Source organism: Aerococcus sp. Group 2, from assembly GCF_905125285.1.
GTDB lineage: Bacteria > Bacillota > Bacilli > Lactobacillales > Aerococcaceae > Aerococcus > Aerococcus urinae_E.
The window spans coordinates 149,289-173,012 of the sequence record NZ_CAJHPA010000002.1; the positions used below are offsets into that span (position 1 = coordinate 149,289).

At 42.5% G+C, this 23,724-nt stretch carries 25 protein-coding genes and 1 tRNA gene; 8 read left to right on the forward strand and 18 right to left on the reverse strand.

Annotated features, from left to right (window positions below; all coding sequences use genetic code 11):
* Positions 1-37 precede the first annotated feature (37 nt).
* Both JFU01_RS03040 and JFU01_RS03045 read right to left on the reverse strand, forming a co-directional pair.
* Positions 38-1,096, reverse strand: coding sequence for a tetratricopeptide repeat protein (locus tag JFU01_RS03040; protein WP_195855968.1), 1,059 nt, complete (start codon positions 1,094-1,096; stop codon positions 38-40).
* Positions 1,097-1,201: 105 nt separating this feature from the next.
* On the reverse strand, positions 1,202-1,750 hold the full coding sequence (locus JFU01_RS03045; protein ID WP_064292986.1) for a hypothetical protein: 549 nt from the start codon (positions 1,748-1,750) through the stop codon (positions 1,202-1,204).
* Between the two features lie 232 nt (positions 1,751-1,982).
* Here JFU01_RS03045 and JFU01_RS03050 point away from each other — a divergent pair, with 232 nt between their 5' ends.
* Positions 1,983-3,161 (forward strand): haloacid dehalogenase-like hydrolase, encoded by a 1,179-nt coding sequence (locus tag JFU01_RS03050; protein ID WP_195855967.1) that lies wholly within the window; start codon positions 1,983-1,985, stop codon positions 3,159-3,161.
* On the opposite strand, the gene JFU01_RS03055 is transcribed toward JFU01_RS03050, so the two are convergent.
* Complete coding sequence (locus JFU01_RS03055) at positions 3,151-4,092, reverse strand: M15 family metallopeptidase (RefSeq protein WP_195855966.1); 942 nt, start codon at positions 4,090-4,092, stop codon at positions 3,151-3,153. The two genes, JFU01_RS03050 and JFU01_RS03055, sit on opposite strands and share 11 nt — an antisense overlap.
* Positions 4,093-4,212: 120 nt before the next feature.
* Between JFU01_RS03055 and proB the strand changes: the two genes are divergently transcribed.
* Entirely contained in the window at positions 4,213-5,025 is an 813-nt protein-coding gene (gene proB, locus JFU01_RS03060; protein ID WP_195855965.1) for a glutamate 5-kinase, read from the forward strand.
* A 24-nt stretch (positions 5,026-5,049) separates the two neighbouring features.
* Positions 5,050-6,306, forward strand: coding sequence for a glutamate-5-semialdehyde dehydrogenase (locus tag JFU01_RS03065; RefSeq protein WP_195855964.1), 1,257 nt, complete (start codon positions 5,050-5,052; stop codon positions 6,304-6,306).
* Positions 6,307-6,562: 256 nt separating this feature from the next.
* Here JFU01_RS03065 and JFU01_RS03070 read toward each other — a convergent pair whose 3' ends face one another.
* From JFU01_RS03070 to map, 12 genes are all read right to left on the reverse strand, one after another.
* Positions 6,563-7,030, reverse strand: coding sequence for a hypothetical protein (locus JFU01_RS03070; RefSeq protein ID WP_013669428.1), 468 nt, complete (start codon positions 7,028-7,030; stop codon positions 6,563-6,565).
* Position 7,031: 1 nt separating this feature from the next.
* Positions 7,032-7,193: a hypothetical protein gene (locus JFU01_RS03075; protein WP_195855963.1), complete on the reverse strand. Its 162-nt coding sequence runs from the start codon at positions 7,191-7,193 to the stop codon at positions 7,032-7,034.
* A gap of 29 nt (positions 7,194-7,222) precedes the next feature.
* Positions 7,223-7,978, reverse strand: a complete 756-nt coding sequence (locus JFU01_RS03080) for a CpsD/CapB family tyrosine-protein kinase (RefSeq protein WP_195855962.1) — start codon at positions 7,976-7,978, stop codon at positions 7,223-7,225.
* A gap of 18 nt (positions 7,979-7,996) precedes the next feature.
* Positions 7,997-8,725 (reverse strand): YveK family protein, encoded by a 729-nt coding sequence (locus JFU01_RS03085; RefSeq protein WP_195855961.1) that lies wholly within the window; start codon positions 8,723-8,725, stop codon positions 7,997-7,999.
* A gap of 81 nt (positions 8,726-8,806) precedes the next feature.
* Positions 8,807-9,556, reverse strand: coding sequence for a CpsB/CapC family capsule biosynthesis tyrosine phosphatase (locus JFU01_RS03090; RefSeq protein WP_195855960.1), 750 nt, complete (start codon positions 9,554-9,556; stop codon positions 8,807-8,809).
* A 15-nt stretch (positions 9,557-9,571) separates the two neighbouring features.
* On the reverse strand, positions 9,572-10,033 hold the full coding sequence (locus JFU01_RS03095) for an NUDIX hydrolase (protein WP_070558608.1): 462 nt from the start codon (positions 10,031-10,033) through the stop codon (positions 9,572-9,574).
* 172 nt (positions 10,034-10,205) lie between these two features.
* Positions 10,206-11,090, reverse strand: coding sequence for a DegV family protein (locus JFU01_RS03100; RefSeq protein WP_195855959.1), 885 nt, complete (start codon positions 11,088-11,090; stop codon positions 10,206-10,208).
* Between the two features lie 33 nt (positions 11,091-11,123).
* A complete protein-coding gene (locus tag JFU01_RS03105; protein WP_195855958.1) occupies positions 11,124-12,005 on the reverse strand; it encodes a DegV family protein in 882 nt (293 codons plus the stop codon).
* A gap of 183 nt (positions 12,006-12,188) precedes the next feature.
* A complete protein-coding gene (locus JFU01_RS03110; protein ID WP_195855957.1) occupies positions 12,189-13,157 on the reverse strand; it encodes a GMP reductase in 969 nt (322 codons plus the stop codon).
* Positions 13,158-13,326: 169 nt separating this feature from the next.
* Positions 13,327-13,830, reverse strand: a complete 504-nt coding sequence (gene coaD, locus JFU01_RS03115; RefSeq protein ID WP_111861919.1) for a pantetheine-phosphate adenylyltransferase — start codon at positions 13,828-13,830, stop codon at positions 13,327-13,329.
* 43 nt (positions 13,831-13,873) lie between these two features.
* Entirely contained in the window at positions 13,874-15,331 is a 1,458-nt protein-coding gene (locus tag JFU01_RS03120; RefSeq protein ID WP_195855956.1) for an LCP family glycopolymer transferase, read from the reverse strand.
* A 19-nt stretch (positions 15,332-15,350) separates the two neighbouring features.
* Positions 15,351-16,166: a type I methionyl aminopeptidase gene (map, locus tag JFU01_RS03125; protein WP_111821399.1), complete on the reverse strand. Its 816-nt coding sequence runs from the start codon at positions 16,164-16,166 to the stop codon at positions 15,351-15,353.
* 266 nt (positions 16,167-16,432) lie between these two features.
* On the opposite strand from map, the gene JFU01_RS03130 reads away from it, so the two are divergent.
* From JFU01_RS03130 to JFU01_RS03150, 5 genes are all read left to right on the forward strand, one after another.
* Positions 16,433-17,140 (forward strand): GntR family transcriptional regulator, encoded by a 708-nt coding sequence (locus JFU01_RS03130; RefSeq protein ID WP_070558615.1) that lies wholly within the window; start codon positions 16,433-16,435, stop codon positions 17,138-17,140.
* Positions 17,141-17,281: 141 nt separating this feature from the next.
* On the forward strand, positions 17,282-17,731 hold the full coding sequence (locus JFU01_RS03135; RefSeq protein ID WP_013669906.1) for a flavodoxin: 450 nt from the start codon (positions 17,282-17,284) through the stop codon (positions 17,729-17,731).
* A gap of 61 nt (positions 17,732-17,792) precedes the next feature.
* Positions 17,793-18,080, forward strand: a complete 288-nt coding sequence (locus tag JFU01_RS03140; RefSeq protein ID WP_195855955.1) for a hypothetical protein — start codon at positions 17,793-17,795, stop codon at positions 18,078-18,080.
* Positions 18,081-18,199: 119 nt separating this feature from the next.
* The gene (locus JFU01_RS03145) at positions 18,200-19,864 is read left to right on the forward strand and encodes an ABC transporter substrate-binding protein (protein ID WP_195855954.1); all 1,665 of its coding nucleotides are present in this window, start codon (positions 18,200-18,202) and stop codon (positions 19,862-19,864) included.
* Positions 19,865-20,041: 177 nt separating this feature from the next.
* Positions 20,042-21,394, forward strand: a complete 1,353-nt coding sequence (locus JFU01_RS03150) for a polysaccharide deacetylase family protein (protein ID WP_195855953.1) — start codon at positions 20,042-20,044, stop codon at positions 21,392-21,394.
* Between the two features lie 107 nt (positions 21,395-21,501).
* Here JFU01_RS03150 and JFU01_RS03155 read toward each other — a convergent pair whose 3' ends face one another.
* The 3 genes from JFU01_RS03155 to JFU01_RS03165 all read right to left on the reverse strand — a co-directional run bounded on the left by JFU01_RS03155 (position 21,502) and on the right by JFU01_RS03165 (position 23,719).
* A complete protein-coding gene (locus tag JFU01_RS03155) occupies positions 21,502-22,587 on the reverse strand; it encodes a bifunctional glycosyltransferase family 2/GtrA family protein (RefSeq protein WP_195855952.1) in 1,086 nt (361 codons plus the stop codon).
* 62 nt (positions 22,588-22,649) lie between these two features.
* Positions 22,650-22,722: transfer RNA gene (locus JFU01_RS03160), tRNA-Arg, on the reverse strand.
* 37 nt (positions 22,723-22,759) lie between these two features.
* Positions 22,760-23,719: a glycosyltransferase family 2 protein gene (locus JFU01_RS03165; RefSeq protein ID WP_195855951.1), complete on the reverse strand. Its 960-nt coding sequence runs from the start codon at positions 23,717-23,719 to the stop codon at positions 22,760-22,762.
* Positions 23,720-23,724 lie beyond the last annotated feature (5 nt).

Here is a 23,724-nt window from a genome sequence, read left to right on the forward strand (position 1 = left end):
TATTCTTTATCAATTGATGTCCTCTAACTACATAAGCCTATTCACAGTCCTGGTCACCTTTCAAACGGTAATCCAGTTCCCGGATCATCTTCACAATATAGTCTTCGGGTGAGTCAACCAAGTCCATATAGAGGCCGTAATAAACATAGGCGGTTTCATAGGAATGTAGGGCCATGGCCCGACTGGCTGCGGCCTTGAGTCCATTAAACATTTCTGCATTCGGATAGTTGTTAATACGGTAATCTTTCTTAAATTTTTGAAGGGCTTCGCCTTCAAGGGCCGGCTCCAAGGAGCCCATTTCCTCTTCGATAACCGCCAAGCGTTCTTGGGCCCGGGAGTTATCCGACCAAGCTAAACTCAAGTAGTATAACTGAGTCGCGGTTTTTAGGTCATCTTTTTTCTCATAAAAATAAGCCAGATAAGCATAACCCCGGGAGAAATCTTCCCGTCTTACGGCGTAGCGAAAACCATTCAAAATCGTCGCAAAGCTCATCCCGTATTGTTCCATCAATTGGTAAACCCCTGCCAGATTAAAAATAGTTTTGGCATTATAAGGATTCCAAAGCAGGGCTTGCTTGTAGGCTTCAGCGGCCTCCTGCCATTCATTAGCGGCCATCAGCACTTCAGCGTAGGAATTATAGATTTTGGAATAATCGCGTTTGGTTGGACGCAATTCGAGTGTTTGGGGTTCATACCAAGTGAAAATAAATAAGTCGATCCAGTCATTAATCGAATAATATTTTACATTAGGTTTAGGCTTATACTCAATAAAGTCAGCTTCCATGGCATTGATAAAGAGATTCATTTCAAACTGGGCATCAGTGGCCTTCCCTTCATCAATTAATTCTTTCATATGTTGGATGAAATCGTCATCAGAACGATCCGTCAAATCTGTCCATAAACGTAAAATTGGTTCCTCTTCTTCAGGATAAGCATCTAGGAGGACTTTCTCAATCCGCTGACGTAATTCCTCATCCTCTTGTAAATCACGGAAATGATCCTTGACCTTGCTAACAATATAGGTCATATCGTCTTTAAAGTTTCCCGTAAAGTTTTTACTTAAATCATTTAACAGACTTTGCTGTTGTTCGTCCATACTAATCTCCTCAATTTTTCCCATTTTCAGCGTTTATCACTGTTTTATTTTCTTATTGTCGGTTCTGTCATGCTCTAGCTTAGAATTTAATGTAGTCATTATTCCCTATTCATCGTCATGGGGGTAACGTCCCTCTAAATGTTCAATCATTTCTTCATAAGGGCGTACTTTAACAAAAGAATCCGGTGTAAAACGGGGTTGATAATCCTTAGGGAAGTCGTCAAACTCAGCCGTGTTAAAAAGATAGGCATTGAGTTGTTCATCGTTTAGGGTGCGAAAGTAAGCCATCGGAATCATTTCATCGGTTAACCGACCATTGCTCAAACGTTTAATATAATGAGAAATATTATTTAAATCATTATAGTAGGCAAAATATAATTCACTCTGTCGCCGGTTAACTGGTGTAGAGGCAAATTCAACTAAGATTTTGAGTAGGGCTTGCTTTTCTAAAGGATTTCTGGCATCAAAACCACCATAGCTGGTTCTTAACATGTAAGGTTTATCAATATAGATCTCAGCTAATTTAAATTCATCATCATAAATTTTGAGCACACGTTCCGTTTCTGGTTCATCATTATGCTTCTTATTGACGACATAATAATTTTCGATAAAACCTAGTTCATTGAGTTTCGTGTATAGTTCATCAATTCGCATGATAGAGCCCCCTTCAAAGTCGATTACTTTAATTATAACATAGCTACCTGCAAAGCTATGTCGAAATAATCGATCACGCTTAGTCTTTACCCTTTCTTCAGTCAAGTTTACAGATTTATTATACCATTAATCTTTTTCCCTTAAAGCTAGGTTCCCTTGCCTAACTAGTGTATGATAGGCATAAGCAAAGGGACTTTGTGTCCTAACTTTTCACCTTGAAAGGAGACTCCTCATGCCTCAACTTGCCCCCAAAAATTGGGAACCCCAGCTCTACCAAAGACTTGACCAGTTGATTAAAAATCATCAGCAGCAAAGGGATACTCCCCGAGCCCAAAAAAGCTATGTCGTTTTTGACTTTGACCATACCAGCATCTTTAACGATATTGAAGACCATACTATGGTCTACACCGCTGCCCACTTAGCCTATCAATTAAGCCCTACTGAAATGAGAAACTGCTTAAGCCAAAATAAAGCGGCTCTCGACCAAGCTATAAGTGACCAAGAACCGCAAATCAGCTTTCAAGCGCTTATCGATGATATTATCGCTGACTACCAAAAGCTCTATCCCCAACGAGACGACTATCAGAAAAGCCAAAAATCTCTAGAAGACCGGCTTGAGACTGACCCCTTATTTTTCAACTTTTTCTGTAAGATACGGACCTTTTACTTGGCTTATAACCAGCGCTTCCCTAAGCAAGCTGGCGCCTCCTGTCCGAGCTTTCTCTATCAAAACTTCACTGAAGCCGACTTTGTCGACCTCGGTAAAGAAGCCCTGGCTTATGGCTTAAGGGCTCCAATTAAAGACTTCACTTGGACCTACTCCTTGTCAGGAGGCCCAAGACAGTGTCTCAGCACTCACTTTAGCCAGGGGCTCCGCATTCCCAATGAATTGATTAAGCTCTACCAGAGCTTGCATACGGCTGGGATCGCCACTTATATTGTGAGCGCTAGTCCCCAAAGTCTGGTGGAAACGGCCGTCAAATATTTCTATCCGATTGACCCACCCGAGATTATCGGCATGTCCTATAAACAAGATGAAGCCGGCATCTACCAAGCTCAATTAGAAAGTCATGCTCCGATTACTAAGGCGGCAGGTAAGGTCCAGGCCATTCAAGAGCTCATCCAGCCCAGACACCAAGCTAGAGAACCTTTGGCGGTTTTTGGCGATAGTATGGGGGACTATCAGATGTTTCAAGCCTTCTCTCCCTCCACCACCCGGGTACTCTTCAACCGTTTATTAAATGATAAGACCCAAGATTTTGTCAGCCAGGCCCAAAAAGAATACGCCAAGCCTAACCAGGTGTATTTTATCCAAGGCCGGGACAATAATACGGGAGCTTTGCGTCCTTCCCAAGAAACTATCCCCTTTGGTCAAGACCAGGCCTATCTCAGCCAAGCTCTTAATCAGTAGGCAAGGATGGAACCACTTGGTAAGTGAGTTTTTGCCCCTGGCGGGCGGCTAATAAGACTAAATATTCTTCTAAAGTGAGCTGGTAACGCTTAATGTATTGGGCAGTGGGAACCCCTACATAGCGGTAATGCCATGGCTCAAAATCATAACCCGTGACAGTTTCCTTGCCTTCTAAGTAGCGGAGAATAAAGCCATAGTCTTGCGCATGGTCCCTAAGCCATTGGGCTGAAGCCTCTTTGGCATAGTCCGTTTCCAGCCCCCGCTTAGCTTGAACCCAATCGGTCCCCAAGAGGTCTAGGGCTAAACCCGTGCTGTGTTCTGAGGCATGGGTTGGGGCCACGTAGGCATCAGTTTTAGCCTTAGCTTCCTCTAAACTTGCGCCCCCTGCCTGATACATCTGAATCATGCTTTGCCGGTTCTTTTCCTGGCTATTAACATCCCGGTAAGCGGAAACGATAGTCAAGGGATAGCCGGCTTTTTGAGCGGCTTCCATTAAATGATTGAGAGGGTCTTCGATACGCTCATCATAAAGCTGACCATTGGAAGCAGTGGCGGTCTGAATATCCACTGGTTCAGTCAAGGGAAAAAGCGGATTAACCACTTTTAGCCGCCAATCACCTGGCTGGTCTTCAGTCGGAATAGCTTGGATAAGCTCTGTGAGTGAGTATTGGGGATGGTGAGCTTGGACATCTGCTAGGGTCACGCCCTGCATACGTTGGTCCTTTAAATCAGCCACTCCTATCTCTTTCTCAGTTAATTTTTGATTCAATTGGGCCAATTCATCGTCTGGGCTAACTTTTTCCTCCTGCTGGGCTTCGTTGACGGCTTTGAAACTGGGATAATAAATATCTACCCCAAGTAGGATGATTGCATAAAGTAAAATAAGTCCCAAAATATAGGCTTTAGGGTGATTTTTTAACCAATCTTTCATTTTTTACCCTCCCTTTTTAATTATGCCTAGTATACCACCATGCCGGCTAAATATTAGCGGCTAATTGTAGGAAATTATGCTACAATTATTGGCAATGAGTTAAGAAAGTAGGTAAAGATCTTGCATCGTGATTCTCTTAAAGACGCCAAGCGAATTGTTATCAAAGTGGGTACCAATTCCCTGATGACGTCGACCAACAATATCCGCTACCAACGCATTGACCGCCTAGCTTACGTGATCTCTTCCCTTGCCCAAAGTGGAAAAGAAGTCATCTTAGTCTCTTCGGGAGCCATGGGTGTGGGCTGTGCCCAACTGAATCTCCCCAAGCGCCCCAAAAATATTCCCGACCAACAAGCCGTTGCCGCTGTCGGTCAAGTGGCTCTAATGAATACCTACGCCCGCTTTTTCTCTTATTATCATAAATCAGTCGCCCAAATCCTCATGACTAGAGACGTGATTGATTTCCATGATTCTCTAGCCAATTTGAAAAATAATTTCGCTAGTTTACTCAAGCACCAAATTGTCCCTATCGTTAATGAAAATGACGCCATTGCCGTCGATGAAATGGACCATAAAGTACGTTTTGGAGATAATGATAACCTCTCCGCCTTGGTAGCTTCCATTGTTGAAGCTGACCTGCTTATCTTATTAACCGACGTGGACGGCTTTTATGATGCTAACCCGAATACTGATCCCCAAGCCCACCGCTTCTCTACCATCCATGAAGTTAATGCAGACTATCTGGCCATGGCTGGTGATAAGGGATCGACCTTCTCTACCGGTGGTATGCATAGTAAGCTAAAGGCAGCTGCTAAAACCCTAGAAGAAGGTCGTTGCTTAGTCATTATGTCTTCTGAAGAGCCTAGCCAAATCTTTGACCTCTTAGCAGGGGCTGATATAGGCACTGCCTTTATTCCTAAAAACGAATCATAACATTTATCCAAGGAGTGAAAAATCATGATTAATTCAGCTGATTTAGTGCAAATGGGCCAAGATGCCAAAGCGGCAGCCCGTCAACTCAGCAATTTATCCCGGGCTAAAAAAGACCAAGCCCTTATCCAAATGGCTCAGGCCCTAAGAAATGCTTCAGAAAATATTCTCTCAACCAACCAGGCAGAGTGCCAAAACGCCCAAGAACAAGGACTGAAAGCTGCTTTTGTGGAACGGATGACCTTAAATCCAGACCGCATTGAAGCTATGGCCCAAGGTCTAGAAAAAGTCGCCCAATTAGACGACCCCATTAACCATGTCGATGAAATGTGGGTCAATGAAAATGGCCTAAGAATCGGTAAACGCCGGGTGCCTCTAGGGGTCATCGGTATTATTTATGAATCCCGTCCCAACGTCAGTTCGGATGCCGCTGGGCTTTGCTTTAAAACAGGTAATGCTGTGATTCTGCGTGGGGGTAAGGAAACCATTCAAACCAACCAAGCCATCGTCAATGCCTTACAAGAAGGCCTTGAAGCAGTCGATTTACCTAAAGCTGCCATCCAGTTTATCGACAACCCTAGCCACGACTTAGCCGGGGAAATGATGACCATGAATGACTCCATCGATTGCCTAATCCCCCGCGGAAGTAAAAACCTCATCCAAAGAGTCGTCCAAACGGCCACGATTCCAACCATTGAAACTGGAGTGGGAAATTGTCATCTCTATGTCCATGAAGCCTGTGATTTTGACATGGCTTTAAAAATCCTAATCAACGGGAAAACCCAAAGAGTTTCTGTCTGCAATGCCCTAGAAACCCTCCTGGTCGACCAAGCTATTGCCAAAGATTTTCTCCCCCTAGCTGGTCAGGCACTGAAGGACCACCAGGTTAAAATCCATGGTGACCAAGTCACCGCTGACTATATCGATGGCGTTATCCCAGCCACTGCAGCCGACTATGACGAGGAATACTTGGACTATGAAATTGCCATTAAGGTAGTTAAGGGTTACCAAGAGGCCGTTGACCATATTGCTAAACACTCGAGTCACCATTCCGAAGCCATTGTAACCAATGATTATGCCATCGCTAACCGCTTTATGGATGACGTGGACTCGGCCTGTGTCTATGTTAATGCCTCGACCCGCTTTACCGACGGTGAGGTCTTTGGCTTTGGTGGCGAAATCGGAATTTCCACCCAAAAACTCCACGCCCGTGGCCCCATGGGCTTAGAAGCACTCACCTCCTATAAATACACCATCTTCGGCCAAGGCCAAACCAGAGAATAAAAGAGTGCGACAGTCACAACAAAGGACGAAACCACTGGAGAAAACTGGAATAAGCTCAGCAAGGCTGAGCGTTGCCAGTTTTTGAAGTGGACGTTCGTCCTGTGACTGGAGCAGGTTTGAAAAGAGTGCGACAGTCACAACAAAGGGCGAAGCCTAGCAAACCTTCAAAAAATTAAACAAACAAAAACGGAGTTGCCCACAATCAGGCTACTCCGTTTTTTCTATTATTTATAATTTTCTCCAACTAAAACCTAGCTTAGGCATTGACTACTGTAACATTGGTTACTGATAGTTCAATATCATCGAGAAGATAGCTCGCCTTGGTCGGTTGCCCTTGCATAGGGATGTCATCGACTACCATAATGGCATAGTTAGGCGCCCAACTCCCTAGAAAATCACTTGGAATTTCCCAGTCCACCGGCTCGAACTGGAGGTCAAAGTCATCAATCTTAAACTCTAAATGCGCATTCATTTCCGTAATGGTCTTGCCGGTTAAATTAATCATGACAAAGGCCGTACGAGCGGTATGGTTCCGTAAATTAGGTTGGGCCTCAATAGCGAACATATTTATTTGCCCATCCATAAAGTATTCTTGGTAGTTATTGATAAATTCTTGGATTGTTTTTAACACTTGGCTGACATCATTCTTGGCATATTGGGTATTCAAGCGTTTTAATTCTTCGTTCTGCGCATAAGTCAAAGCAGCATGTATCGGTTTAGCCACGTTATCTACCTCCATTGGTTAAATTTTTCTTACTAGATTCTTTGCCTTTACTATAGTCCATTTTTTCTTGGTCACTTAGGCAAGGAGCCTTAACTTGGGAATGATGCCAGTCCCAAAGCTGCAATCCAGCTAAGCTCAGTAAAGTTAAAGCTAATTTATTCATCTTATCGATCTCTCCCAATTGATTAAGAGCTAGGACTGTAAATCCTCACTATCAATATCTTCATCACGGTAACCATAGCCATAATAGGCATTCATCCCTTGGCCATCTGCTCCATTATAGATGGCCCCAATCACATTAGCATCAACGCTTTCCAAGAGGCGCTTGGATTTTTGAATATCCTGGTAACTGGCCACACCCTCCCGCAAGACGAAGACGCTGGCATCTGTTCGGCTGGCAATAATTTGGGCATCAGTCACTGGTAAGAGTGGGGGCGCATCAATGATAACCAAGTCAAAGACAGCCGTCACATCCTCCAATAAGCCACTCATCCGTTGAGAACTCAAGAGCTCGGCCGGGTTAGGCGGGATAGGACCAGCTGGTATCACATAGGTGTTCACTTCAGCCACATATTGGGCGACATCCATGTAATCGACATCGCGGTCAGTAAGATAAGTTGTCAAACCCTTGCGGCTATGGATATCGAAGGTTTTATGCACTGTAGGCTTACGTAAATCGCAATCAATCATCAAAACGCGTACCCCATCCAAATGCGCCATGGTTGTCGCCACATTGGCTGCAATGGTGGATTTTCCTTCCCAAGGGCCTGATGAGGTAAACATTAGCGTCTTCAAATGATAAGCATCAATAGCAAATTGGATATTGGTACGAATCGTGCGAAACTGTTCTGAAATCACATGATTAGGATCGGCAGCCGTGATTAAACTCACGCCACGCCGTTGTTCCTTATTTTTCTTGTCAATTTTTCGTTGTTTGAAATTAAACATAAGACTTGATCACCTTTACTAAATTCGCCGTTTGGTCTCATCATTGTCATCCTGGCTTCTGTAACGACGTTTAAAGCGGGTCACCTCAATGGACTCCTCACTCATTTGCGGTAAGACGCCAATTAAGGACCAACCCATTTCTTCAACCACAGCTTGACTCCGTACCGTATCATCGTTAAGCACCCGAATCGCTTGGATGACTAGACTGACTAAGCCCCCGAGTACAGCTCCTAAGAGGAGATTCAACCAGTAATTGGGACTAACCGGTTTCTCATTATAGCTGGCTGGGCTTAATAAGGTCACTTTTTCAACAGCGAGGACTTGGGGAAGTTGTTGGATAAATTCTTTACTAATATCGGAGGCCAAGCTTTGCGCTTGACTAGCATTCCCGTCTGTCACAATCACATTGAAGACTGCTGATTTTTGATCAGCTTCTAAATGGGTATTCTCACTCAAAGTTTCAACGTCCCTTTGATGAGCTTGGGCCACTGGTTGTAAGATAAGTGGCGTATGGAGTAGGTCGTCGTAGGTTTTTAAGCCCGCTTTCTTTTCGTCCGCCTTGTCCTTATCACTGTCCTTAGGGGTGACCACGATTTGAGTTTGTGAGGCGTATTCTGCCTCTGCCCATAAGAAATTATAAGCACTGGCCACCACGATCCCAAGCAGGACCCCTAAGAAGATAAACAGCCACTGCCGCTTAAGCCCCCGGAAAAAAGAAGCCAATGATCGTCCTTTGTACTGCTTCATGGTTAACTGTCACATCCTCATTTCTTTAAAATAATCATAGCAGCCTTTCTAATTGATTAAGAAAAGGCCCGTTTTAACTTTCTAGAAGAACCAGAAACGCTTTTTCTTTTTCATTTGAAAATGGTCGATTAAAGGATCCCCATTAATCAAAGCCCTAGCATTCTGCTGGATATCAAAGCTAATGCTCTGTCCATAGCGGTTTACCAAGGCTGCATAGGCTTGACGTAATTGGTAGTCGTCACTAGCAGAGGAAAAACTTCCTAGCAGATGAGCTAAACCGGCTTCCAATAAGTAATGGCACTGTTTCTTTACTTGCTTGCCCTGGCGGCCTAGTAGATTTCCCGCCGTCAAGGCCGTGTAGCAACCCTGGTCAACCCACTGATAAACTTGGTCAATATCGCGCATGAGGGCCTGGTTTTCCTCAATTTGGACTAAGACTGGGCGGATATCATGCTTCAACCATTCGAAAAGTAAGGGTTCAAAGTAGCGCTGGGGATCCTCTTGATTTAATTTAACTAGAACATAGCGCTGGTTGAGATCAGCATAGAGAATATCTTGGGATAAGTCATCCCAGGAAATCGCCTGGGCTAAGTCAATAATCTGACCCGGGTAGACCATTAAGGCAATCCCTCGCCGGTCTAAGTCCTCTTGAAAAGCTTCGGCGGCCTGTACTAAGTCCCCCCCAGTAGCTGCTGGATCAGTCGGATAAGAAGCAGTGGCTAGGACATGGGTCACACCACTTTGCCAAATGGTATTTGCCATGGCTAATTGCTCTTTATTAGAGTCTGTATGATCCACTTTGGCAATGTGGCAGGCCATATCCACTAACATCTAGCATTCTCCTTTTTATTGACGGTTATCCTCATAAGCCAGTAGCTGGCTGTTTTCATCGTATACTACCTTAATATCAAACAGCTCATCGCTAGTCATTAAGGGCTCTAAGAATAAGCGGTCGCCTTCCCACAGCGGGAGGTCTAAGACTTCATCTTTAGGGATCCAAGCCATAACCCCTTCATCATTCTCCCTGACCTCATCACTAGCTAGGGTTCCCGTATAAACAAAAATATACATGGGCTCATCTTCGGCATAGATAAAGGTGACGACACCGCGAAATTCTGCTGCTTCAAGTTCCCAGCCGGTCTCTTCTTTTACTTCCCGCTTAGCACATTCTATGGGAGTTTCTCCTAGTTCGAACTTTCCCCCAATGCCAACCCATTTACCCTGGTTGATATCATGTGCCTTCTTGATACGGTGTAACATTAAAAAGCGCTCATCACGCTCTAAATAGACTAAACTGGTTAATTGCATCCTTCCACCCCTTCTGTCTTACTTATTATAGCGTGTTAAGCCCTATTTTAACAGTTATCCACTAAGATATCTTCAAAGAGATCTTAAAATCCTTTGCCAAATTACCGTTCCAATAACCAGTCTAATAAAAAAGTCTCCTAACTTGATGGTTAAGAGACTTGATAATTGATGCTTATTTAGTGAGTAAATAATTCTTTAAACTAGGTAATACAGCTGTAGCTAGGGTACCTGTGCCTCCGTGAGTCCCCACTACTGGGGTTAACCAATCAAATTCGATTTCAATATCTGGTAATTTCTCGCGGATTAAATCTGCCAGCTCTTTGGCCCCTGATTCATCATCAGCATGGGCAATGGTGCCTTTGTAGCCCTGAGAGTATTTCTTAGCTTCCTCGATAAAGGCATCGGCTAGCTTCATTAAGGCCTTACGTTTGGTTCTCACCTTGGCTAAGACGGAAATATTTCCTTCTTGGTCAAATTCAATCAAAGGAACGATTTTTAATAAGGACCCGAGTAAGCCCTGAGCCCGTGAAGCCCGGCCGCCCTTAACTAAGTTATTAATATCACCTACTAAAGCCCAGATGGTCGTGTGTGCATTTAACCATTTAATCTTAACCACCACTTCTTCAGGCTCAGCCCCAGCTTCCACTAAATCTAAAGCCTGACTCACCAGGTACCGGAGAGGCGTTGCTGCCCGACCAGTATCAATCACATAAGTTTTAATTTGATCTTCAAATTCACTAGCTACCGATTGTCCGGTCTGGCTAGTACCACTTAACACAGCGCTCAAGGGGATAAAGAAGACGGTATCATAACCTTTGTCCACTAATTCTTCATAAATGGCATAGAAGTCTTGGGGACGGGGTTGAGAAGTCTTAGGTAGCTCTTTGGCATTTTTCAAGCGATGATAAAATTCCGGTAGGATGCTACGATCTTCACTCTCAATAAAAGTTTCTCCTGAGGAAAAATGGAGCTGTAAAGAAACATAATAAATATCAGGATGATTGAGCAAGCGATCATTGAGTGTCGCCGTAGAATCGGTTAAAATTGCTGCTTTCATTTAAACAACCTCCTTATTTAAGCTTTGCTTATATTATAACTTAAAATTTTCAACTTTGGGGAGTACACAAAAAGCGACACTATTACAGCCCAAGTGGGTGCCAATTACCGGGGGAATCAAGCCGTGACGGATAGGATATTGACTTTCATCCTTAGCAATCATTTGCTCAAACTCCTCGGCTAAAAGGCTATCTGGAGTGGTGATAAGAGCTAATTCCAAGCCTTCTGGATAAGCCGTCATCTCTTTTTCCATTAATTCTTCCATCCGTTTGAGGGCCTTCTTTTGGGTGCGAACTTTTTCGACCATTTCCAAGGCCCCATTGCGTTCGATTCGGACAATGGGAAATATCTTCAATAAATTACCTAAGAGCGCCATTCCCTTACTTGCTCGGCCCCCTTTGACAAGATTATCAAGATTGCCAACGATGACATAGATCACCATCGCCTCATCCAAGCGATTCAAAAGGTCAACAATCTCAGCAAGGGATAATTTCCCAGCCTCGATCAAGTTTAAAGCGACTTCAACCAAGTAGGCTAGGGGAATGGAGGTTTGCCGAGTGTCCATCAAATAAACGGATAGACGGTCTTGGTAATCTTGGGCCACGCTTTGACAATTTTGAAAGGTGCCACTCAAGGCCGAAGGAAAAGTCATGATTAAAACCTCATCATAACCCTTGGCTACTAAGTCATCCATCACTTGGACCACTTCCCCCATGCTGGGCTGGGAGGTTCTTGGTAAAGTTTTCATGCTTGCCAGACTGTGATAGTAGGCAGTCACTTGGTTTCTATCGCTGGTGTCGGTCATAGTCGACCCATCAGCTAAATTAATTTGTAAATAGACTTGGTAAACATCTGGATGTTTGGCTAAAGATTCCGGTAAGGCCGCTGTACTATCAGTAATAATTGCAGTTTTCATAAGGTTTTCCTCCTTAATAAGATAAAGCTTCTCATGTGCCTCTCATTGCTAGTGCAGCAGAAGAATAGCGTTCGCGTACTTTTGACAAAATAAGGATCTCTCCTGGTAATAAGCTCATCATTGGCTGATTAAGCAATAAAAAAGGGCCGAAGTTTTCCTCCAGCCCTCAATTTCAATACCGTATTAATCTCCATTATAGATGCTTGGAATGACCACATAGTCAACTGTGCGTAATGCACCTAAATCCCTACCACCTGCGTAAGAAATACTACTTTGTAAGTCTTCTTGCATTTCTTTCAAGGTTTTGAAGATGCTGCCGCGGCTTTCAATTAAAATTTTCTTGCCTTCAACATTCTTATATTCGCCCTTTTGAAATTCAGAAGCAGAGCCAAAATATTCCTTATATTTTTGTCCATTTTGAATGACTTCTTCACCTGGTGATTCTTCATGGGCTGCGAGTAAGGAACCAATCATCACCATGGAAGCGCCAAAGCGGAAGCTCTTAGCAATGTCACCATGGGTACGGATACCCCCGTCAGCAATAATTGGCTTACGGGCTGCTTTAGCACACAGGCGAATGGCCGCTAATTGCCAGCCTGCGGTCCCAAAACCTGTTTTAATCTTAGTAATACATACCCGACCTGGCCCTACACCAACTTTGGTAGCGTCAGCGCCGGCATTTTCTAAGTCACGGACGGCTTCTGGAGTGGCGATATTACCTGCAATGACAAAGGTATCAGGTAGGTGTTTCTTGATATATTTAATCATATCAATAACCGTGTGGGAGTGACCATGGGCAATATCAATGGTGATATAGTCTACTTTTTCACCAGACTCTTTCACTTCATCGATAAAGTCATATTCTTCAGGCTTCACCCCAACACTAACAGAAGTATAAAGTCCTTTTTGATTCATACGACGGATAAAATCTAAACGTTTTTCCGGTTCAAAACGGTGCATAATGTAGAAATAGCCATTAGCAGCTAATTTTTCGGCTAAGGATTCATTAAGGACCGTTTGCATGTTAGCAGGGACAACCGGAATCTTGAACTTATGAGGTCCAAATTGAATACCCGTATCACATTCCGACCGGCTCTGTACAATACACTTAGCAGGGATTAACTGGACTTGCTCATAATCAAAAGTTTGCATTTATTCTCTCCTAATTTCACTAAATTATTCAAACTATTAAAATAAACCTTTAACATTGTAACACCACGCCATTAAAAATCAAGGCTAATCGGCTATTTTAGAGAAAAATATTCGTTTTATAGAGAAATTTAAGGAAATAACCCTTGATTATAATCGCTAATTCCGAACATTAATCTTTTCCGTGTTCTTTCTTGAACTTAGCAATAATGGCCTGATTGACACATTCAGGCACTAGGGCAGACACATCCCCACCGAAATAGGCGGTCTCTTTGATAAGACTGGAAGAGACGAAGCGGTATTTTTCATCCGACAGCATGAGTAAGGTTTCGACATCATCCGCTTGCAGTTTATTCATCAAGGCAATGTTAGTCTCATACTCAAAGTCTTTGACATTGCGGACGCCACGAATGAGGGCACAGCAATTCAGAGATTTGGCTAAGTCAATGGTCAAACCCCCCGTGAGACGCATGACTTCCACATTATCCAGCCCAGCTAAGGCTTCTTTAGCCAGGGCTAATTTTTCTTCATCGCTAAAGAGGGCTTGTTTAGTGGTGTTCACTGCTACAGCAACATAGAGGGTATCAAAAATACGGCTAGCGCGCTCAATCATATCGACATGACCTTTAGTCATTGGATCAAAACTACCAGCGTATAGTGCATTTCTAATGCCCATGATCGACTTCCTTTCTTTTATCGGTTTTCAATTTCTCATTCAATTAATAGCTTCCCGGAGTTGCTGGAGCGGGCACTGTGTTTTCTGGTGCCACTGCTCCCCCTCCTGCTGGCGGTTGTTGGGCTTGGTTGGCTCCTAGACCTGGAGCTTGGGGAGCCGGAGCTTGAGGGAGAGGTGCGGGCGCTTGAGGCTGGGGGGCGGGAGTCGGACTAACCGGTGCTTGTGGCTGATAGGCAGGCTGCTGACTTTCAGCTTGAGGCAAACCATTTTCGCTTGGTCTCACCGTGTCCCCTGAAGCATCGTCAACTTGCGGTTGATTTTGGGCCTCATAATTTAAACCTTCTTCTCCAAATTCTTTTTCAATCAAACGGTCGAGTTTATCTTTCTCATAAACGCCCGGTTTAATGGCCATTTCTTCGTCTTCAAGAATGCCATTACCATTTAAATCCGAAACTGGGAAATAGACTGGTGGAATATTAAAACTTACCGGGTAAACAATGGCCGACTGGGTCGGTTCTAATTCCAATAAGGCCCGAATCCGATTCGACATACGGATACGGTCTTCTTCCTCAATCGCTAAATACCAACCAAAAGTTAAATTCAAATCTAACCAGTCATCAAAGACTAAGTGGGTGGGATTCTTAAGGGCTTGTAAGTAGTTTTGTTGGAGGGCCAGCATGTCATTGGGCCGTAAATCAGTCCGTAAGTTATCACCGAGAGTATTTAAAATTTCTTCATAATTAAAGACCGTATCCATGGATAAGAGTCGGTCAATAACAGCTTGAACTAATTGTTGTTGGCGTTTTTGACGGCCAATATCCCCCTCAGGATCCATTTTACGCATCCGTACATACATCATGGCTTCCTTACCAGATAAGGTCCGGGTTTCACCTTCAGTAAAGCTGACTCCATCTTGTTCAAAAGTCATGGGTGACGTAATTTCAATACCGCCCATGCCATCAATAATATCAATGAACCCTTGCATATTGACTTCAACATAATGATCAATAGGGACATCAAGGAAACGTTGGATGGAATTAATGGAGTCCTCCATGCCCCCATTCATATAAGCATGGTTCAATTTATTGAAGTCATTCGTCTTCCCTTGGGGAGCCAAGGTGTCCCGGGGGAGGCTTAAGATGGTTGATTTGCCCTCTTTGGGGTTGATGGTAATCACCATCATGACATCTGAACGCCCATCCTTAACATTTTCATACATTAAAGCGCCATTATCGATCCCCTCGAGTAAAATATTTACCGGGTCGCCATCCTTGAGCGATATCCGACTATCACGCATATTTTCCCGGTCAACATTCTGATAGATGGCCCCGGAAAAATTAAAGAAGTTAAAGGCTAAGCGAATAATAAAGACGACTACAATAATTCCTAAAACCAGGCCCAGTCCTTTAAAAATTTTCTTTGTCTTACCGTTATTCTTATTATCATCCGGTTGATGGTGGCAGTAGCTCCGTCGATTTTCTTGAATTGACGATTGCTTCATATTTTCACTTCCTTAGCTTTTAATTTCCTCGATTAAAATCAATTTGCAAGGAGTCGATGCCTAAGTCTTCGTCACCAGCTTCTGCTTTTTGCATGGTCAAAATCTTGGGTTTATCTGCAGTGACTACTAGAGTATGCTCATATTGGGCACACCAGGAACCATCCACTGTGCGCGCCGTCCAACCGTTACTATCCACCTTGGCTTGATAACCACCCATGGTAATCATGGGTTCGATACAGATGGTCATGCCTTCACGAAGGCGTTGACCTCGCCCAGGGCGCCCATAATGAGGAATTTGCGGATCTTCGTGCATGGTGGGTTGAATGCCATGACCGACAAAGTCACGAACAACACCAAAGCCTTCTGCTTCTGCATAACTTTGAATAGCATGACCGATATCCCCAATCCGGTTACCAGCCACTGCCTGCTCAATTCCCAAGTAAAGGCTCTTCTTGGTGACATCTAAGAGGTGTTGGACTTCAGAGTCGACCTCGCCAATCTTAAAGGTATGGCAAGTATCGGTAAAGAATCCATCCAGCGAGAGGACAGTATCTACCGAACAAATATCGCCAGCTTTTAAAATGGTCTTTTTATCCGGGAAGGCGTGGCAAATTTCATCATTGGTTGAGGTACATGATGCATAAGGGTAGCCCTCAAAACCAATTTCTTCAGGAATAGCTCCTGCTTGACGAGTACGTTTTTCAATGAAATCATTAATATCCATGGTAGAAATACCAGGTTCGATAATATCGCGTAATTCTTCCATAATGCTTGCCACTAAGCGGCCAGCTTCTGCCATGGCTTGAATTTCGCGTTCAGACTTGATGGTAATCATTGATTTCTTCCTTTCATAAATTATCATAGCTAAGTATACAATAAAAGCCTAAAAATAGATGCTTATTTCTCGGCCTTAAGGGATTTATTAACAATTTATGAAATAAATTAGTTTTTTTCAAGTTTTTCTGGTCTTTTTTAAACAAATAATATATAATATCTTAAGCAAGACATGATTAGCTATGTCAATATAGTAATATTTTCTACTGATACTTTATATCCTGCAATCAAACTTTTTTTTGAATACCATAGATGGGGAGATGAATTATGGGAAAACAACAAAAGCTTGAGCAAATCGCCTACCTATATATGAAAGACCAAATTATCCAAGGCAATTGGCCAAATGATCATCATATTGTGGAAGCAGCTATTTCAGAAAAATTAGATATGAGCCGTAGCCCAATCCGTGCTGCCCTAGCCATATTAGCAGATGAAGAGATTGTAGAAATGCGGCCCTACCGAGGATTTTTTGTCAAAACCAGTTTAGAGGATGTCGACTTGGTCGCTTTCCGTTTGCGTTATTTTGCAATTTGCTATTTCCGCTTAATGGACCGTGCCTTAAAGCACAAAGCCAGCGCCAAAGACTTGCCAGCTGATCTTGACCAAAACTTAAATAATTTAATCGCTGCCTTCGAAAGTGATAATTATTTAGACTGCGTCCAATGGGAATGCGCGATTATTAAGAGCTTGCTCAATTTATCCCAACATGACTTCTTAGTGGAAGAAGCCATTAAATGTTATGCTTCTGTTTTGGAAAGAGTCCATAACCACTTACAAGCTGGTGATAACAAAACGCATTGCGCTTACCAAGCTAGAAATATTATTTACATTCAAGATATTATTTTCCTAGCCAAACGTAATGAATTTGACGAAACACGTACCTTAATTGAGTTATTAACCCTACACCAATATCAATATTTCAATGACCAAGAAAAAGCGGTCTTTGACCAAGCTTCGCCTTACGCCATGAAATAATGTCAACCAACCAATAACCTCTTTTAACAAGGAGTTATTGGTTTTTCTTTCATCTGATAAGCTTAAACTAGCGCTGTTTAGTCATTTTTGCTATACTTGATGGGATTATTAGTCAAATGAATAAATTAAAGGAGAATAAGAATGAAAGCCTTAATTGCTTATGCCAGCATGACTGGTAACACAGAAGAAGCCTGTGACGTTATGGCTGAAGCTTTGGAAGATTTAGGGGTGGAAGTTGATATGGATTCCTCCTTAAACCTATTTGGCGAAGACTTTCTCGATGTGGATATCTGTGTTGTAGGCACCTATACTTACGGCTCAGAATTACCGGATGATGTCGTCGACCTTTATGAAGATTTAGAAGATTTAGATTTAACTGGCAAGGTTTTTATCAGCCTGGGGTCCGGAGACCACGATTACCCGGATTATTGCCAATCCGTCGATGACTTCTATGACCAATTCCTACAAACGGGGGCTCAAGCAGCTTGTCCAGCTATTAAAATTGAAATTGATTGCAATGCTGAAGACATTGAAACCATTGAAGCCGGCGCTCAGGCAGCGGTCAACTTAGTTAAGCAAAAACCACATTAAATCAATGTTCCCTAGCCAATAAGACAACAAACTAGTTTATTGAAGAACGGAAAGGAGCACTATGAATAAAGTACCCAAAAAGAATCGTTCAAAATTTATTGATGATATCGAAAACCTTAACATTAATGAAACCTTGGAGAACTTAGATAAGGGGTCTCCTCACTTGAATTGGGGCTACCTATTAATCGGCCTAATCGTTCTCTTTCTCTTAGTTTGGGGCGTCTTAGAAATCTTCTCACCTAATGAAACAGAAGCCCACTTTCAAAGCCAAACTGAGCAAATTAAGGAACTCGAAAATAAAGTCAACCACTTAGAATATCGCGTCAAACAACTCGAAGATAAGGAATAAGGCTGGGATAAAACCCCAGTCTTTTTTATGGCTTTTTAAGCTTTCCTTAAACCGGGAGAAATTGCGAGTGCATCTTAGTCATGCTAGAATATGAACATCATGGAATAAAGAGGTATATTATGCAAAAGAAAATCATTCCCTTACTCCTTCTAGGAGGCTCACTGGTTCTTGTGGGCGGTTGTGACCAAATCCGCTTCACTGATCCTAAAAAGCCAGAGACAAAGGCCGAGGAAAAAGTGGAACCACAAGCCCAACATCCCCGTGAAGCCTTGGGACTTACGACTACTCATAAATTAAAATCCCTAAACCCCAATAAGCTGCAAACGGCTTATGAACTTAGTGCCATGAATATGGTGGGCGAAGGTCTCTTCCGCTTAGAAAAAGATGGTTCTATCAGTCCAGGGGTAAGTAACGGAGAGATTGAGCGTCATGACAAGGATGTTATCATCTACTTGAAACCAGAAGCCCAATGGAGTAATAATGATCCCGTAACTGCCAGCGATTTCGTCTATGCCTGGCAAGAATTAGTTAATCCTGAACACCATAATTTTTATGCCTATAAATTGTTAGCCCTAATCGATAATGCCTCCGCCGTATCAAGTGGCGAAGTAGGTGTCGATCAACTCCATGTCCAAGCCTTAGATGACCACCGGCTAAAAATCACCTTAAAAGATCCTAACATGGATGATAAGAGCCTCAAACAAGCCCTAGCCTTTCCAGCGCTCTTCCCCCTGCCGAAAAACTTTATCGGTCAAATTACCTATGACCTCTACGGGCAAAAATCAGTCAATACTTTGAGTAATGGCCCCTACAATTTAAGCGCTTGGGAGAGCGGTTGGGATACTTGGACCTATGACCGCAACGAAGAATACCACAATTGGACGGACTATCCCACTGAAAAACTCAGTGTCCAATATGTCAAAAATACTGAAACAGCTAAAAAATCCTACCAACAACGCTTAACGGATATTTTGATTAGTCGCACACCGGAAGAGGATTGGACCGCATTAAAGCGTCCTTTTAGCCAAAATCTCCTCTACCATATTAATCAAGCCGGAAAGAAGAATATTCTTAATGACCAGCGCCTAAGAGATCTCCTGGCACAAAATATCGACCGGCAGGCCCTAACTGACACTCTTCCTAGTTTACAAAACAGCTACTCCTTAGATCCCCAAAGCGAGGGTCAAGTCCAAGAAAAAACTGCTCTTGACAATGAAAAAAGTATGCAGGCGCTCTTAGAGGATTATCAATTCGAGGCCATTGAACTGGACTTGATTACCGATGACAACGCCCTATCGCAAAAAATAGCCAAAGACTTACAAAAACAATGGGAAAGCAAAATCCCTCACCTGGTTATTAATATCTTCCCCTTGTCGGAAAAAGTCTTGATGAAGCGATTCCAAAAAGGAGATTTTGATCTTTATCTCAGTCAACAACAAGCCTACGATAATTATTCCAATAGTGAGCTCTACCTCCCTTATACGGCTCCAAACTACCAAAACGCCTGGGGAGATGATCTGGAAGCTTTCCAAGAGTTAATGAAGCAGAGTGCTAGTGGCAAATTATCTGACGAAGACAGAAGTCAAGCTGACCAATTGATCCAAAAACATCAGATCGCAAGCCCTATTCTTAAAGGCGATTACAGCTATCTCTCAAGAGAAGAAGTCATCAACCAAGCGCCTTACTCAGACAAAGGTTTTCTCTTTGACTTTAAAAATATGGCCTATGAGAAGAGCTCCCAAACCATTCCAATCAAAGCTGATAAGAAAAAAGCTAACAAATAATATTCTTTCTGAATTAAAGGCGAAATTAGACATGAAATCTAATTTCGCCTTTTTGGTTTTTGTTTCATTTACTTAAGTTTCTTTAATATTTTTTGCCTTATTTTTCATAATTTTTTCATATTTTTTAACGGCATATGGTTATAATATAAAGCATTAATTAAAAAGGAACGGATTATCATGAAAGCTAAATCAAAAGTTCTTATCCTTGCTTTACTTAGCATTATTTTATTAACCTTAGGCCTATTTTCATATCGTCACCACCTAATCAATAAAAAGCACCAAGCCCAAAGTACTATCACCATGGATGCTCTCTTTATTGATGACGATCATGCCTATTTAAACCCTGAGATTGACGAAGATATGATCCAGGCGGCCAAAGACAATGCCAATAAATTAGCGCCCGAGAAGAAAGAAAAAGCTCTTAAAGAAATTGCCCTCGTCGAACAAAAGCAAGCAGCTATCCAAGCCGTTGACCAAATCTACCAACATGATGATTCAGAGGCTTTTGTGGTTGGAGATAAAGTGAATCCTCGTGATATTCTAAATAATAGTGTTAGCTTGGCTGACCTCAAAAAGCTAGCTCCCCACTTTGATTTCTCAGTGGGGGATGCCCTATCCGATGAATTAAAAATTCATTATAAAAACGCCTTAGAAATTGTCCAATTAGATGATAAACTCCAATCAATTCTTAACGACCTGCCTACCAGTTTTCAAGCTGATCAAATTAATGCTAACTTAAAGAAATTTAACGAAATTAGTCAAATCCTCGAGGATACAGCGATAAATATCGAAGGTCAACCTCGTCTCAAGAATAGCCTCCAAGCAATCACTAATAAAACCAAAATCTACGCCAAGAGCCTGATTCAAGCTAATCCGCCTCTCAAAGACGATGTCTTAAATCAACTATTAAACCAACCCTTGCTGGGCCAATACCTGACCGGGAGCCCGATTGACCACCGTAAGTTGATCGCCCTAACCTTTGATGATGGCCCTTCCGAAAATACTGGAGCTATCCTAGATATTCTCGACCAATATGGGATCAAAGCCATGTTCTTCCAACAAGGCAACCATGTTAAAGAGTACCCTCAAGTGAGTCAACGAATTTTAGCTGAAGGTCATAAACTTGGCAACCATACCTATGACCACCCTTACTTCTCTAATTTAAGAGATAAAGAAGTTGTGGACGAAATTAGCCAAGGGGAAGCGGCCATTAAAGAAGCCACCGGCATCAGTCCTAAATATATCCGTAACCCCCACGGTGCTCAAAGAAAGCGCATTGCTCGCTTAAGGCCAGACTTAACCGGTATCTATTGGGATATCGATTCTGAAGACTGGAAGTCCATGGATACTAAGCAAATCACCCAACGTGTCTTAAGTCAAGCCCACAACCATGCCGTTATCCTCCATCACGACACCATCAAAGCAACTGCCGAAGCCATGAAAAAATATATCCCTGAACTTAAAAAACAGGGCTATACCTTTGTCTTTGCTGATCAAATTCCAGAAGTCAAGAATTGGATTAACAACTAAAATAACCGCGACCAGAAGAAGACCTGGTCGCGGTTATTTTTTAATAAGCTTGTATGCCAGCGCTTTTCTGAGGCAGACCCCTCTTCTTGCGCTTGTCGCACTTTATCCTATTTACTCTTAAAAATGAAATGTTTTTGAATGAAGTAGCTCAACAAGAAGAGCATGGAATCGACAAATATCTTAATAAAGGTCGTGGCTTGAGATTGCATGATGGTGCTTATTAGAGACACTAAACCTCCGGATAAGAACATCTGCACGATGACCAAGCTGACATATTTGATAAAGCTTTGTTTGGATTCTTGCTTGAAAACGAGAAAACGATTCAAGGTGTAGTTAAAGACCGATGAAATGGTCCGGGCAATGATTGTCGCTAAGTAAATGGTCAGAGTACTTGCAGCTTGCGGCAAGAGTACAGAAAAGAGATGAAATAAAAGGATATCTACCACAAAGGACGAGACCGAAGACAGGATGTATTTCCAAAAATAGGTCTGATTAGCCATGTATTCTAAAAAGACGCTGTAAATAGCAATGGAATCCTTGATCGGGTTAAAATGACTCCCCTTATTATCATCATGGTAGATGGTCTCAATAGCCACTTCCTTAATTGGAATTTTTTGCTTAGCGGCATCAATGATCATCTTTAATTCATATTCAAAGCGATCGCCTGAAATCTCCAAAAGTCTGGCCAAATAAGTTTTAGGAATCACCCTTAACCCCGTTTGAGTGTCGGTTAAGGAAATACCGGTAACCATTTTTAAAATATAGCGAGTTAAGCGATTACCAAATTGACTCTTCCAGGGCACTTCATTTTGAAAATCTCTAACGCCTAAAACTAAGGCACTGGGGTCTTGCTGAAAGGCGTCAATACATTTCATCATGTCGGCATAGGTATGCTGTCCATCTGAATCAATAGTAATGACTCCTTGGCAGTCAGGCAGATGGTGAAGGATATAGTCAAAAGCCGTTCTCAGCGCACGCCCTTTGCCATAGTTTTCCTCATGTTTTAAGACAATGGCACCAAAGTCTTCATGCGCTTGCTTAAAATAGGAATCATAGTCAGCAGAAGAGCCATCATTAACGATAATAATTGTAAAATTATCTGAATCTTGTCTGCGAATGGACTCTAAGAGTGCTATTAACTTCTCATTCGGTTCTAAAGCAGGAATAATAATTGTAATATCACTGGTTGACACGTTCTAATCTCCTTATTAACTACCTATAGCAGATAACAACGACCTTTTTGCCTATAATAAAACACCCCCGAGAAGAATCGAACTTCCGACACATCGTTTAGGAAACGATTGCTCTATCCACTGAGCTACGAGGGCAAATTGAATCAATCATATCGAGTGGCTACTTAGAAAATTACTTTCCTAAGTACCACTGATACATTCTAGCATAAAGTTTGGGATTTAGGCGGAATAATTGCCAAGCTAAGCGCTTTTTCCAGTCAATTTCCTCATTTCCCTCAAAATAAGGGCGGTAATGATTAACAATTTCTAATAGGTCCTGATAAGAACTCCCTACTTGCTTGAAGGGACTGACTTGAGCCATTTTATAGGCTGTAGATAGGAGGCCATCAAATAGGCGCGCTCCTGCCTTAGCAGTAAGGTCTGGAAAGTTGACCTGAACGTCATCTAACATGCGCGCCCTTTCCGTCACATTATCCATTTGCTTGGGATTAAATGACTGAGCCACAATACTTTCCTCGTTCTCATAATAATTAATCCCTACATAAGAAGTCGTCATAATCCTGGTCGCCCTTTTCATGGTCGCATAGGATACCGCTGTATCTTCATATAATTTACCTTCAGGAAAACGGACACCACGGAAAAGCTGTCTCGCGTATACCTTATTCCAAGCATAAAAATCGATCCCGGAATAATCTAGCATGGCTTCGATCCCTGCTTGGCTAGAGGTCAAAAGCATCTCTTTTGACTCTTTTACCGTTTGGGATTTTACTCCAATGCGTTTGACATTAAAAATAAATAAATCGGGGCGTTCTTCCTGATAACTAGCCATAAAGTGTTCAAATAGGTCAAGCTCATAGCAATCATCACTATCCAAAAATGCCAGATAGTCTCCGCTAGCTACTGCGATACCGGTATTTCTTGCTCCCGATAAGCCTTTATTAGCTTGGTGGATCACCTGGATACGGGGGTCTTTTTTAGCTAACTGGTCAGCAATATCCCCACTATTGTCAGGAGAGCCATCATCCACCAGAATAATTTCCAAATGCGGGTAGCTTTGATCTAAGACACTGTTTACCGCTCTCTCTAGTGTTTTTTCGACTTTATAAACCGGAATAATGACCGAGATTAACATCAGAA